Origin of the sequence: Rhodococcus sp. MALMAid1271 (assembly GCF_049195265.1) — a bacterium.
GTDB lineage: Bacteria > Actinomycetota > Actinomycetes > Mycobacteriales > Mycobacteriaceae > Rhodococcoides.
Map to the genome: position 1 here is coordinate 1 of NZ_JBMIRQ010000055.1, position 13969 is coordinate 13969.

Below are 13969 nucleotides of genomic sequence, written 5' to 3' on the forward strand. Positions count from 1 at the left end.
GATAGTGCCCCATGGGGTGGTGTAATTCGGATCGGTGAACCATCCGGTTCATGATCAACGAGTTGTGTTGTATGTTAGGCGCTTTCGAGCTGAGGTGTCAACGACTCAGCGGTCGTGTCGGTTGATACTGCAGCGCGTTCCTTCCTGGCGATGACGACCCTCAGCTCGTCCATCGACACGTCGGAGACGTAGCGGCGGGTCACTTGCCACTCGTCGTGCGCTTCGATCACCACCGCGGTCGCCAGGCGCAGGAACGCCGCCGGGTTGGGGAAGATCTCCACGACATCGGCGCGGCGTTTGATCTCCTTGTTGAGTCGTTCGATCGGATTGTTCGACCAGATTTTCTGCCAATGCGACTTCGGGAACGCACGGAACGCGAGCACATCTTCCTTCGCACCGTCCATCATCGCCGACACCTTCGGAAACGACCCGGCGAGCGTCTGCGCGACCTGATCCCACTGCGCTGCAACAGCATCCGGCTCGGTGTGCGCGAAGATCGTCTTGATCGCCGCCATCACCGGAGGCACCTGCTTCGACGACACCGCGGAAGTGACGTTCCGCATGAAATGCACCCGGCAACGCTGCCACGACGCCCCGGTGAACTGCTGCGCCACAGCAGCTTTCAAACCGGCATGCGCATCGGAGATCACCAGATGCACCCCCGACAGCCCCCGCGCCTTGAGCCCGATCAGGAACTCCCGCCAGAAATCGAACGACTCACTGTCCCCGACCGCGGTGCCCAACACTTCACGGGTGCCGTCGATCGACACCCCGGTCGCGACGACGAGCGCATGCGAGACCACATGCGCCCCGATCCGCACCTTGCAATACGTCGCGTCGAGGAAGACGTACGGAAACGTGGTGTGGGTCAACGTTCGCTCACGAAACCGCGCGATCTCCGTATCGAGCCCTTGGCAAATTCTCGACACAGTCGACTTCGAGACGCCCGAGTCAACACCCAACGCTGCGACGAGGTCGTCGACGTTGCGGGTCGACACTCCGTGCACGTAGGCCTCCATGATCACCGCGTACAACGCCTGATCGATGCGTCGGCGACGCTCGAGCAGGCTGGGGAAGAACGACCCTGTGCGCAGCTTCGGGATCTGGATCTCGACGTCTCCGCTGGTCGTCGACACCGTCTTCGAGCGGGTGCCGTTCCGGTAGTTCGTGCGCTCGGCCGTCCGCTCGTAGCGGCCGGCACCGAGGACCTCGGTCGCTTCGGCGTCGATCAGCGCCTGCAGGCCGGCGCGGATCAGCTCGGCGAACACCGACGCCGGGTCTGCACCCTTGAGTGCATCGAGCTGGGTGATCAGGGCAGAATGGTCGTGGGTCATCGCGTGGTCCTTTGGTCGAGTCACTGTGAGAGGTAACTCGTTCATCACTACGCGATGGCCCACCCACAACACGGGTACGACACGCCCGAGCTGCGGCTACGCCGCCTCACCGAATGTCCACCACCCCACGGGACTTACCCCCGTGATCGTCGGCGAACGCGGGTACAACCGCTGCCGTTGGTACCGTTGGGGTGAACCTCACGCCTCAATAACGTGTCCCTATGGTTTCTGTCAAGCTGCGTGAGCTGCGGGCGGTTGGTACAGGGTCTTGTTCTTGAGCATGGCGTACAGGACGTCGCATCGGCGTCGAGCGAGGCAGATGAGCGCGGCGTTGTGTTTCCTGCCTTCGGCTCGCTTGCGGTCGTAGTAGGCGCGACTGGTGGGGTCGTGCAGCGCGGCGAAGGCCGAAAGGAACAACGCGCGTTTGAGTTTGCGGTTTCCTGATCACGCTAAATGCTCACCTCGGATCGAGGTGCCGGATCGGTGGGTCACGGGTGCGATGCCGGCGTAGGCGGCCAGGTGTCCTGCTGATTTGAATGCCGATCCGTCACCGACTTCGAGAAGGATGCGTGCGGCAGTCCTGACTCCGACGCCTGGCATCGAGATCAGGAGCGAGGAAAGAGGGTGGGCACCGAGCATCCTCTCGACGTCCGAGCCAACTGTGTTGCGTTGCTGCAGTGTCTCTTTGAGCGAGTCCGCCAGTTTGGGTAGAACAGTCTCGGCAGCCGCAGACCCGGGCACTACTACCGTCTGAGCCTCGAGTGCGGCGTAGATCTCCGCAACCAGTCTTGCCCCCATCCTGAGCGCGTTTTTGGCGGCGAAGCGGTCAGTTTCCGCTTACCAGCAGCGCGGATGCCGCCGGGGCTACCGCAGCGGGACAGGATCTCGAGCACTGCCGGGTGTGTCACACGCGGTCCGAGGACTCGTTCGAGCGCGGGGTGAATGCCGGTCAGCAGTCCGCGGATTCGGTTGCTGACGCGGGTTGCTTCACCGGCGAGATCGTCATCGAAACCGATCAGCACACCGAGCTCGGCGAGTGTGTCATCACCGGTATCGACTCGTCGCAGCGTGTGGGGCATGGTCCGGGCCGTGTCGGCGATGATGAACGCAGGCCCGCGCATCAGTTTTGGCTTGCCCTGGATACAGATCTGCGATGCGGCGCATCGACAGACCCGGTAGGGACGCGAACTGGTGCTCGCAGGATCGGGAGACGGTGACCGGCAGGGCGTCGCCGATCGTATTAGGCTGATCGACGACGATCAACAGCGGCCCGCGCGTGGCGAGGCGGTCGAACACTGTGCGCAGGCGGGCCTCGTCATTGGGTAGGGCTTTGCCGTACAGACGGGTTCCGTCGACGGCGAGACCGACGGCGTGATGTTCGGATTTTCCCACGTCGATGCCGCAAAACACGGCGTAGCTCGTGGCCATGAAGCAGTCCTTCGTCCGGTCACCGATCCGACGTCAACACCCGGCGACAGCCCCCCCCACCCCCCCCGGATCATCGATGACAGGGGCGAGAAGTCATACCGGGTCTGGCTACCGTAGCCCTCGGTTTCAAGTATCAGCTAGAAGATAACGGGCCTGGCCCGATAGCGCACACGACGCGGCCGTCGAGCCGAAAACGGTGACCGCGAACATCGAAGGCTTCCGTCGGCGGCTGAATTGTTGTCGGCGCGGGGCAGGGATCAGGGTCTGTTGCCGAGCAACGACACGGCATCGATGCAGCGTCCACCGAGAGGCGTTCGACTGTTCCGTCCGGCAACTCTTCGGTCGTTCGGTGCCTCCGCACGCCTGCGGCGATCCGGCACGAGAGGCTGCAGCACAGTGCGATGCACCGTCTACCGCGCGCCGTCGAACGACGATGGGCATCATCTCGTGATGGCGGACAGCGAGCGTGAAGCAGACTCCAGGGACTCCACCAGGATCAGCTCGAGTGCAGGCAGTTCGGCAGCCGACACGGCAACCGCAGCTGCGCGTGTTCGCACATCGAGACCGCGTTGTGTTCCGGCGCGGGCAGTTTCGGTCCAGGCCTGGGCGCAGTGATCGGCGGCCACCGCGAGGTCTGCGGTAGCGGGATCCCCGGTCAGACGTGCAATCTCGGTACAGCCGTCGGCGAGAAGCCGACGAAAGAGCCCGCCTCCGGTTCCGGCCTTTTCGATGAAGATACCGAGACTGAACAGCAACGTCTCGAGGTCATCGGGCGGAAGGTCGACCCAGCTCTTGACGTCGGTTGCCAGCTGGTCGACCGCGGCCAATCCTTCGGCACCGGCCGCTGGTACGTGGTCGGCTATTCCCGGTGTCGATGGGGCGCGCATGCTGGCGGCGGATCGGGCAAAGGCCGCGGCCGCGGCAGTAGACACGGGCGGCAGTGTCTGCGGCCATGTGATTCGGTACGTGCAGTGACGTGTCGGTTGCGGGAACGAGGTGGAAGATCGCGCCCGAGCGAGCGCGTCGAGCGGGATCTCCTGCACATCGGCCCGATCGTTGTCGACGACCGAGGCAGTCCCCCCGATCTCGTCGTAGCCGATCACCACGATGTCGTGACGACTCATCTGCAGTTTCACCCGTAGGTAGGGCAGCTCAGCGATATCGGCCCAGACCAGACTGGGTCGTCCCGCATCGATGTCGTCGCGAACCCATGACCATCCCTCAGCGGGATCGTCGGTCGTGAGAACCTCGACTTGTCCGCCGAGCCTGCGCGGTAAGTCGATCTCGAAGTCGGCACCGCGGCCGACCAGGTACATCGGTGGGACCAGGTCGTCCGATCGCAGGTAGGACAAACCCAGATCACCACCCAGTGCGAACACCAACCCCTCGTCGGGTGGTCCGTCCCATCCCAGACCATGCCACTGGAGAAGGTCTCGCATTGCACCTGACCCGCAGTGCCCTCCCATCCGGTGGGGATAGTTCTCGATCAGAGTCGTGTGGGTCACTGTGGCTGCCTTTCGGGTGGATGGTCGAGCGCGCGTGTCGGCACGCTCAGCTGTTCCGGATTCTGTCGAGATACGTTCGGCGAGCAGCCATGTCCACGTCCGCGAGGAACACCGAATCTGTGTTCAGGGCCGCACCCAGTCCGGTCGCCAGACGCCGGGGGACGAATTTCACCGCCGCGACCATTGCGCCGGCGAGACGGGTGACGCGGACGAAGGGGCGTGGATTCTCGATCAGATCTGCTGTCGCGCGGGCGATCTCCTCCGGCTCGGCGTTGCGTAATCCCTTTGCGCCGGCGGTTCCGGCGACGAGTTCGGTGTTGGTGAACGTCGGGCGGACTGTGGACAGTCGAACCCCTGACTTGCGGTACTCCAGTCGTGCGGCCTCTGTGAATCCGATGACTGCGAACTTGGTAGCGCAGTAGGTCGCCAAACCAGGTACCGCGAGCTCGCCGGCCAATGACGCAGTGTTGATGATGTGTCCGGTGCGGCGCGGCAGCATGCGCTGAAGAGCCAGTTTGGTCCCGAAGATGACCCCCAGGACATTGATCTCGACTTGCCGCCGGGTTACTGCATCGTCCTCTTCGTGGGCGTGGCCGGTAGGCATGATGCCCGCGTTGTTGATCAGGATGTCGAGGGGTCCGAGTTCACGTTCGACCAGGTCCAGAAACGTTGTGAACGAGTCAGGTTCGGTGACGTCGAGTCGGGTGACGACCTTCACCCCGAGTTCGGCGGCGGCCTCCTTCGCACGTGCCTCGTCGATGTCGCCGATGGCGACCCGGTGGCCTCGTCGAATCAACTCCTTCGCTGTCTGATAGCCGATGCCGCGAGCTCCACCTGTGATCGCCACGGTCCTGGCGGGGGTGTGAGGTGCGTTGTTCATCATGCTGCGCTCCTTGCATAGATAAGAGACATCGGTAGACGCCGTTCGGGCCGCTCTCGCGGTAGCGGCTGCGCACACAGGAGAGGGATATGGGTATCGCGCGGCGTCTCGTGCCCGGGGAGGCGTTCGGATCGGTCGTTCATCGGCCGCAACCCCAGCGGCAGAACGGGTCTCGTCTGTTCGGTGCAACTTCCGGTGCCCGGCCTCAACACGGCCGCGCCGACGAGACAGTCATGTGGCACAGCTCTGCCAGCAGGTGTCGGCTCACCCGATTCGAAGGTGTCCGAGGCGGTCCGAGTGTTCACGATCGCGATTGTTCGCGGAGAGAGCTCCGACCGATCGGCAGTCGGCCGCGATACGGGGTTCGGCGCGTATGTTCTCACCGCTTGTGTTCATCGAGACTCCCGCGGCGAGTTTCGATCCCCGGGAGTTTCGCCCGGCCGGGTGCGGCCGGTGAAAACATCATCGAGTGGGTGAGCGCCCGTGAAGATCGTGGGGCCGTAGGCGTGCCGAAGCACCGTCAAGATCGCGTTCAAGGGTAGGTCATCGAAGACTCCTCGCTCGCGGACATACTCCATGTGCTGAGCTCCGTCTGCGGTGAAGGCATGCATGAGAGCATCGCGATCGCCGTCGAATTCCACTGGCGGCACGCCGAAACGAGCGCACAACTCGACATTGAATGCCGGCGTGGCCTTCAACCACCGGCCCTCGATGTAGAGGCGACTGTAGCCGTGGTAGACGAACAGATCGGTGCCGCCCATCAGCGCGCGCAACGTCTCGGTCTGCAGGTGATTTCGGACGTCGGCGAAACCGAGCAGTGCCGGGATACCCGCCGCCCGGCACACTGCGGTCAACAGCACCGCCTTCGGGACGCAGTAAGCGCGCCCGGTCTCGAGGACGAAGCTCGCTCGATAGTGGGCAGGATCGTCCGACACGGTGTACGGGTCGTACCAGATCCGGTCGCGGACGGCGGCGAAGAGGCGTCTGGCCTTGTCACGGTCGCTGCTCGCATCCCCGATTGCCGCGGCGGTGAACGCCCGCACGGATTCGTGCTCGATGTCGAGGAAGTCCGTTGCTCCCAGATACGCGTGCGGTGGCTGCGTCGTATGTGCCCCGGGCGGGCGGTCTGTCATGGTCATCGCCGATGTTCCCTTCTCTGAGCAAACCGGTTGCTGTTGTGTGCACAACGACCGAAGGATCGGTCAGTTGCGCGCGAGTCCGCCGAGCATCAGGTCTTCGCGTTGGACGGAGAGTCGCTGGGCGATCACCCGTTTGCTGTACATGAACTCGCGCGGGCGACCTATGCAGTCGGCGGCAATGAGCTCACCGGCCTGGAGATAGAAGCAACTGAAATCACTGTCACGGGTGGGATCACCACTGAGAACCACTTCGTCGTATCCAGTGTTGAGGCCGGCGATCTGCAGCTTGAAGTGATACTGATCTGACCAGAACCACGGCAACGCTTCGATTTTTCTGGACTTCCCGCAGGCGGTCGAGGCAGCGACTTTGGCCTGCTCTCCTGCGCTCGAGACGGACTCCAACCGTAGTCGACGGCCGTAACGGGCCATGTCGTGGCTCGCGCAGTCCCCCGCCGCCATGATGTCGGGGTCGTTGGTCCGAGTGTGATCGTCGATCACGATGCCGTTGTCGATGACAAGACCCGCGTCCGCGGCGAGGTCGGTGTTCGGCTCGACGCCGACACCGACGATGACCAGATCTGCGAGGATCGATTCCCCGCTGGCCAAACTGACTTCACGAACCTCACGGTCACCGGACAGGCCTTCGACCATCGCGTTCGTTCTGATGTCGACTCCCTGCTCGCGATGTATCCGCTCGAAGAACGTCGAAACCTCGGGAGCAGTGACCCGCTCGAGCACACGCCCAGTTGCCTCGAGAACTGTGACCTGCACGCCCAGTGCGCGCAGCGATGCCGCTGTCTCGAGTCCGATGTAGCCGCCTCCGACGATCACCACCCGCCGGCCAGGGCCGGTGGCCATACGGATCCTCTCGACGTCCGCTGCGGTACGTAGGTAGTAGACCCCGTGGAGATCGGCCCCGGGAACGGTGAGCCGACGAGGGCGGGCTCCCGTGCACAGCGCGAGCTTGTCGTAAGCCAGCTTCTCCCCGGTGTCGAGAACGACGTTGCCTTCCGACCGAACGATGGCCTCCACCTGCGCGTTCAGGAGCTGAATACCTTGCTTGGAGTAGAAGTCCGTGCTGCGAATGGCGATATCGTCGAGTACGCATTTGCCCGCCAGGTATGCCTTCGACAGCGGGGGGCGTTGATAGGGAGTGGCAGACTCGTTACCGATGAGGACGATCTCGCCTGTCCAACCTTCTTGGCGCAAACTAGCTGCCAGTTGTGCCCCAGCATGGCTTGCGCCGACGATGATCGCCCGTTGCGATGTCATGCGCTGGAAGTAGGCGTCAGGCGCACCATCATCTTGCTGATGCCCCGCACGAAATTCGACTGAACATACTCGGGGTCGCCGACGACCTCGATGTTCTCGAAGCGGGGAAGCAACTCCTCCCACAGAATCCGCAGCTGCATTTCGGCCAGCCGATTGCCCATACACCGGTGTACACCGAATCCGAACGCGATGTGATTGCGCGCATTGGCACGATCGATGATGAAATCATCAGGATTCTCGAAAACGCGTTCGTCGCGGTTACCCGAGGCATACCACATCACCAATTTGTCACCCTTGCGGATGAATTGTCCGTTCAGAACGGTGTCGGCTTTGGCAATTCGGCGCATGTACGCCAAGGGTGTTTGCCATCGGATGATTTCCGAGTTCATGTTGGGGATCAAATCGGGATTGGCCTTCAATTTCTCGAACTGGTCGGGGAATTGGTTCAACGCAAGAACGCCACCGCTCATCGAGTTACGCGTCGTGTCGTTCCCACCGACGATCAGCAGGACGAGGTTGCCCAGAAATTCCATCGGACGATCGATCAGATCCTTGGTGTCCTCGTTGCTCTGCAACATGGTGATCAGATCGAAACCGGACTCTTCCCCTGCAGACCTCCTGGCTGCTTTGTCATGCCAGAGAGCGCTGAGGCCACGGGCCATGTCACGCATGCCCTCGAACACCTCGTCGTTGTCCGAGGGCCCACCGTTGGCTTGCTCCATCGAGGTTGCCAAATCGGACCAGTAGACGAGTTTGCGGCGTTGTTCGTAGGGGAAATCCAGAAGAGTTGCGAGCATCCGAGCTGTCAACTCGATCGAGACATTCTGCACCCAGTCGAACGGCTCGTTCAAGGGGAGGTCGTCCAATACCTCCCGTACCCGCGATCGGATCAGTCCCTCCATCTCCCGGAGGTTCTTCGGTGCGACAACCCCCTGGACGGCAGCGCGCTGCTTGTCGTGGCGTGGCGGGTCCATCGCGATGAACATCTCGATATCGAGAAACCGGGGCGGGACGCCGATGACGATGAACGGTTCGGCCGAGAACACAGCGTGGTTCTTGTCGACGGCCACGATATCGGCATGGCGCGTGACCGACCAGAACGGGCCGAACGGACTGTTGGGTTGGTAATGAACCGGTGCCTCGTTCCGCACGCGCTCGAAGTACGACTGCCACCGCCCTTGTCTGTAGAGAAAGGGGTTACTGAGGTCGATGTCGGCGAGCTCGACATCCTCGACCGGTGGGATGGGACTTTCGACGAAGATCTTCTTGCCATTCGTGCCAGTCACCCACCGTCGGGTCTTGTCGTACAGATGAGCGCCCTGGATCTGCAGCCCTATAGGGATGGTCGACTGGACCTTGTCGGTGATCGACTCAGAAACTTTCATGCTGTCGTGCCTGCCTTTCACACATCACAATTGGAATTCAGGTGTTCGAACGATCAGGCCATCCCACGCTTCCGAGGCCACCATCTGGCACGACAACCGAGACGTGGGTTCACGCTCGGGGTTCATAGCCAGCATCTCCTCCTCGTTGGCACCGGACAGACCCACCTCTCCTGACCACTGCGGGTCGACGATCACATGGCAGGTGCCACAGGCCGTTTCGCCCCCACAGTCTCCATCGATCCCCGGCACAGCATTGTCGGTTGCAATCTGCATCAACGATCGACCTTCGACCAAGCCCGCCTCGTGCTTCCCACCATCGTGGGCGACGAAAGTTACAACTGCCATGTCAACTCCTCAATTTTCTTCGCGATTGATAACAGTGTCGCAGCAAACGTGAATGGCGGCCATGTTACGTAGAGTCAAAAACTTGTGAATTCGGGTCAGACGGTTCGCCCCAGAGATCCGACCTGAGTCCACTCCAGATGTGGAGTGCGACAACTCTGCGCTCCGCACGAAGGCATCGAGCGGCTGGGCTCCTGTTTCGAAATGCGCGCTCACCAAGTACTTCTTTCACCGCGAAGCCGTCTCACCGGCGACCAGATGGCCATTTCGGATCTCGACGATAGGCAATCTCAGCCCACCCGGAGCGTCCACCGGAACAACGGGCGAGTTGGGGGCGATGGGATCGAGCCGCTGATACGGAAGCCCCTGTGCCGGACGAAGATCGAGCTCGCCCTTGTTCGGCCACAATGCGGCGGACCGCTCGGCCTGCGCGCTGATGGTCAGCGACGGATTGACTCCGAGGTTCGCCGACACGGCCGCACCGTCGACCACGCTCAGCGTCGGGTATCCGTGGACGCGGTGGTACGGATCGATGACGCCGTGCGCCGAATCCGAGGCAATGGCACAGCCGCCGAGGAAGTGCGCGGTGAGCGGAATATTGAACAACTCACCCCAGGTGCCGCCTGCGACGCCGCCGATCTTCTTGGCGATGCGCCGGGTGGCGTCGTTGCCCTCGGGGATCCACGTCGGATTCGGCTCGCCGTGGCCCTGCCTGCTGGAGATCTTGCGGCCGAACGGCCCACGCTTGGTGAATGTGGTGATCGAGTTGTCGAGGTTCTGCATCACCAGCGCGATGATGGTGCGCTCGCTCCAGTGCCGGACATTGACGACGCGAACGAACTGAACCGGGTGTGCGATCAACGCGAACACGAACTTGAGCCAACGCGGGATCTTTCCGCCGCCGTCGGTCATCAGGGTCTGCAGCATTCCCATCGCGTTCGAGCCCTTGCCGTAGCGGCACGGTTCGATGTGCGTGTTGGGGCTGGGGTGGAACGAGGACGTGATGGCCACTCCGCGCGTGAGGTCCATGTTCGGATCGACCGCAAGCTTGGCCGCTCCGACGATCGACTCGGAGTTGGTGCGAGTCAGTTCGCCGAGTGTGTCCGACAGCTTGGGCAGCGCGCCCGTGTCTTTCATCTTGTGCAGCAAATTCTGGGTGCCCCAGGTGCCCGCGGCCAACACGACATTGGCTGCGCTGTACGTCTTCTTGCCTTTGCGGAGCCGAGCGCCGGTGCGCTCGGTGTCGACGTCCCAGGTGCCGTCGGATCGCGGAACGAGACCGGTCACGGTCGTCATCGGCACGATCTCGGCTCCCGCGCGCTCGGCCAGGCCGAGGTAGTTCTTCAGCAGGGTGTTCTTGGCTCCGTGGCGGCAACCGGTCATGCACTCACCGCATTCGATGCATCCGGTGCGCTCGGGACCTGCACCGCCGAAGTACGGGTCCGGGACGGTCTTGCCGGGCTCGTCTCCGAAGAACACTCCCACCGGCGTCTGAATGAAGGTGTCGGCGACGCCCATGTCCTCGGCCACCGACTTCATGACCTCGTCGGCCGGGGTCATGTGTGGGTTGCGCACGACACCGAGCATGCGGGTGGCCTGGTCGTAGAACGGCGAGAGCTCACTGCTCCAGTCGGTGATGTGGGCCCACTGCTTGTCCTCGAAGAACGGGGCCTGCGGCTTGTAGAGAGTATTGGCGTAATTCAGAGATCCGCCGCCCACTCCGGCGCCGGCGAGGATGAGGCAATCGCGCAGCAGGTGCACGCGCTGGATTCCGTACAGACCCAGCTTCGGTGCCCACAGGAAGCGCTTGAGATCCCAGCTGTTCTTCGCGAAGTCCTTGTCCTCGAAGCGTTGCCCGGCTTCCAGGATCCCGACGCGGTATCCCTTCTCGACCAGCCGCAGCGCGGTGACACTTCCGCCGAAACCGGATCCGACGATCAAGACGTCGTAATCGATTGAACTGCTCGGTGGCGTCGCCATGGCGTCTCCTTCTGGTTCTTCAAACCGGATAACTGCTCCTCGCCCCAGGGGCCGGGACCCAGCGCGAGAGTGCGCCCCCTCGACGGTGAGACCAAAGCCGACCGCCTGCCTACCCGGGCACACTACTATACAGACGATGACTTTTTGTCCAATTAATTGACAGATGCAGCCTGCGTGTACAGATACTAGTGGTGCAGCTCATTAACCACAAGCCGCTGACGCTTCCGTCACCGGCGAGCCGAACCGAAAGGAGCCGGTGCGTCAGAAGCCAGCAAGGAGGGCTCTGACGAGAAGCCGAGGTGCACAGGCGGCGGGGCAAGCCCCGAGATCGACAAGGTAGATCCGCAGCGATCGTCACCGAAATGGCGCGCCGCTCCAGAATTGAACTACCAGGGTAGGTATGACACTAAAATGATATCGACTCATTTGATGGAAACACTTGTGGACGAGATGGAGGACAGAAAGGCAGAGTTGACGGAGAATATCTCTTCATTCATAAGTGCATCAATCCATGAAATGAACGGCAATGCAGACGCAACCGGACTTCTACACACCAGCGTGAAAGCCAACATCAATGCGGCTATCGACTTCCTGGCCGACAGGACTGAGCACGACAACTTGCGAGCTCCGCATGCCGCCCTGTGCCATGCTCGCGTTCTCGCACACACGCATGTCCCGCTGACGGCGCTCGCGCGCGCTTATCACCTGGGCCAATCGAGATTTCTTGAGCATGTCCTGTTCTCGCTCTCGCGTGCTACGCACACGTTGGCCGCGAATCAACTTGCGCATCTGGTCAGCAGGTCTGCCGTCTTCATAGACCGCGTGTGTCAGGACGCATGTTCAGAATACGAAGCGGAGAAATCGAAGATACGTGAAGAAAATAGTTCTGTAAACACGGAACTCGAACGCGCAATGTCGACATCATGCACAGATTCTTTGGGCGCATACAAAATCGATTCATATTATAATCTCACAGGAAACCATATTGCCATTGAGTTTTGGACGAATGACCGGGAACCATTCCCGAGAAAGTCCTGGCACCAGCTCGTAGATACCGTTGGCGTCAGACTCGGTACGATCGGTCGACCGCAAGTCAACAGTAAAGGCGATGCCCGATCCCTGGTTTGGTTTCCGATAATTCACGCCGGAAGGATTTGCCTTGAAAGCGTTACAGACGTTCTTCAGAAGTACGGCCGAATTCGAGCAGCAATTGGAACCGTGCAGAGTGGTGAAAATGGTTTTCGGAAGACAGCCAGGCAGGCAGAGCGCGCGGCCCGCGTAGTTTCGGACGGCAAGGTCGACATCAGTCCGGTGGTAACTTTCGAGGAAGTTGCAGCCATCACTCTTCTGCTCGAAGATCCGGAAATCCTAAGGGTTCTAGCGGAAGACTCACTCGGAGGCTTGCTTCTGGACAGTGCGCGGAACCGCAGGCTCCGCGAGACCTTACGAGTCTACCTAGCAAACAACTGTAGCGTTACCGCGACCGCTCACGATATGACGATCCATCGAAACACGGTCAAATACCGCATCCGACAAGCAGCGAAAGAGTGCGGTTGCAAGCTGGACGATGCCGGCATCCTCATGAACCTCAGGATTGCGCTGGATGCCGCGTGGTGGACACCCAGCACAGTACTCAAGTTACCCATACCGCTCGGCTCAGCAGACGCACGGTTGACGGTTTGAGCAGGGTGGCTGCGACCCGGCTCAAACCTTCCAGGTTTCCAGCGTCACGTTCGTCAGACTCCATTGCCATGCTGATTCACGATTGTTGCTATCAGAATATCGAATGCCGCATTCGGTGAAAGCGACTTGATTCGGTCATTCATATCCATTTCTTTGCCCTCGATTCCTTCACCTGTCGCAATGTTCGCCGCATTTGATTCGACAGATCCTTCGGACGTCTCCAAGATTCGACCGGCCCACACTCCGACTGGCGAAGGATCAGTAGCAAGATACTGCTCGCAGTCGGTCAGTATATGACATTTCATGCAAGAGTCTGCTGCAGTTTTATGACGCGCAGCTCGCTGAGCAACCGTCTCGTAGGGTGGATCGGATTCGTAGTCCCACAGTTCGGGCTCCCCCTGGCAGGGTGTGACCAGCACCCGACCACGAACTGCGAGACGGTCCAATGCTCGATTCAAGGTTGATTCCTTTAAGTACGGGAGCGAACTCGATACGACCTAGTTGTACGATAGCTATTCCTCATGTGTCAAAGAGGGAAGGATGAGTTGTGCATAAAGAACAAGGACTCCTTGCGACTTTGGCCAACTTGGACATATCACAGAACGGTGCCGATCCAGTACGATCGACACCACGACGACGGCCCCTTCAGGCCTCCATGGCTGCAGTGGAAATCGAGGTATCGTGCTGGATTTTGCATTCTTCACATTGACACCGCTCCTACTGTTCATGTTGGCACCCTCGTGGAATCCGTTGACCTACCACGGTGCGCGAGTCGGATCGAACGCCGAAATATTCGCGACGTGAAAATCAGCCAGATGTAGGTCGAGCTACGCAGACGAGGGGTGTGCGTAGCCGACCTCTGCAATGGAGAGCTTTTCTGAGGGTAAGTCCCGTGGGGTGGTGGACATTCGGTGAGGCGGCGTAGCCGCAGCTCGGGCGTGTCGTACCCGTGTTGTGGGTGGGCCATCGCGTAGTGATGAACGAGTTACCTCTCACAGTGACTCGACCAAAGGACCACGCG

10 protein-coding genes and 1 pseudogene are annotated in these 13969 nt (G+C 61.1%); 1 reads left to right on the top strand and 10 read right to left on the bottom strand.

The features are described 5' to 3' along the window. Positions 1–74 precede the first annotated feature (74 nt). From ACOQFP_RS05285 to ACOQFP_RS05325, 9 genes and pseudogenes are all read right to left on the bottom strand, one after another. Positions 75–1334 carry an IS256 family transposase gene (locus tag ACOQFP_RS05285; RefSeq protein ID WP_068052702.1) on the bottom strand — a complete coding sequence of 420 codons (1260 nt, stop codon included), beginning with the start codon at positions 1332–1334 and terminating at the stop codon, positions 75–77. 231 nt (positions 1335–1565) lie between these two features. Further along, a pseudogene (locus ACOQFP_RS05290) lies at positions 1566–2762 on the bottom strand (IS110 family transposase). 440 nt (positions 2763–3202) lie between these two features. Continuing rightward, positions 3203–4267, bottom strand: a complete 1065-nt coding sequence (locus ACOQFP_RS05295) for a BtrH N-terminal domain-containing protein (RefSeq protein WP_027498261.1) — start codon at positions 4265–4267, stop codon at positions 3203–3205. Positions 4268–4313: 46 nt separating this feature from the next. Then, positions 4314–5150 (bottom strand): SDR family oxidoreductase, encoded by an 837-nt coding sequence (locus tag ACOQFP_RS05300; RefSeq protein WP_068046070.1) that lies wholly within the window; start codon positions 5148–5150, stop codon positions 4314–4316. 389 nt (positions 5151–5539) lie between these two features. Next, positions 5540–6280: a transglutaminase-like domain-containing protein gene (locus ACOQFP_RS05305; protein ID WP_054186661.1), complete on the bottom strand. Its 741-nt coding sequence runs from the start codon at positions 6278–6280 to the stop codon at positions 5540–5542. A 69-nt stretch (positions 6281–6349) separates the two neighbouring features. Further along, complete coding sequence (locus ACOQFP_RS05310) at positions 6350–7558, bottom strand: NAD(P)/FAD-dependent oxidoreductase (protein WP_068046072.1); 1209 nt, start codon at positions 7556–7558, stop codon at positions 6350–6352. Continuing rightward, positions 7555–8943, bottom strand: a complete 1389-nt coding sequence (locus ACOQFP_RS05315) for a cytochrome P450 (protein WP_027498265.1) — start codon at positions 8941–8943, stop codon at positions 7555–7557. Before ACOQFP_RS05315 ends, ACOQFP_RS05310 begins: the two co-directional genes overlap by 4 nt. A gap of 24 nt (positions 8944–8967) precedes the next feature. Beyond that, entirely contained in the window at positions 8968–9288 is a 321-nt protein-coding gene (locus ACOQFP_RS05320) for a 2Fe-2S iron-sulfur cluster-binding protein (protein ID WP_027498266.1), read from the bottom strand. Positions 9289–9513: 225 nt separating this feature from the next. After that, positions 9514–11265: an FAD-dependent oxidoreductase gene (locus ACOQFP_RS05325; protein WP_068046078.1), complete on the bottom strand. Its 1752-nt coding sequence runs from the start codon at positions 11263–11265 to the stop codon at positions 9514–9516. Between the two features lie 411 nt (positions 11266–11676). On the opposite strand from ACOQFP_RS05325, the gene ACOQFP_RS05330 reads away from it, so the two are divergent. Further along, entirely contained in the window at positions 11677–12948 is a 1272-nt protein-coding gene (locus tag ACOQFP_RS05330; RefSeq protein ID WP_421583703.1) for a PucR family transcriptional regulator, read from the top strand. Between the two features lie 53 nt (positions 12949–13001). Here ACOQFP_RS05330 and ACOQFP_RS05335 read toward each other — a convergent pair whose 3' ends face one another. Beyond that, entirely contained in the window at positions 13002–13406 is a 405-nt protein-coding gene (locus ACOQFP_RS05335) for a hypothetical protein (RefSeq protein ID WP_147458399.1), read from the bottom strand. Positions 13407–13969 lie beyond the last annotated feature (563 nt).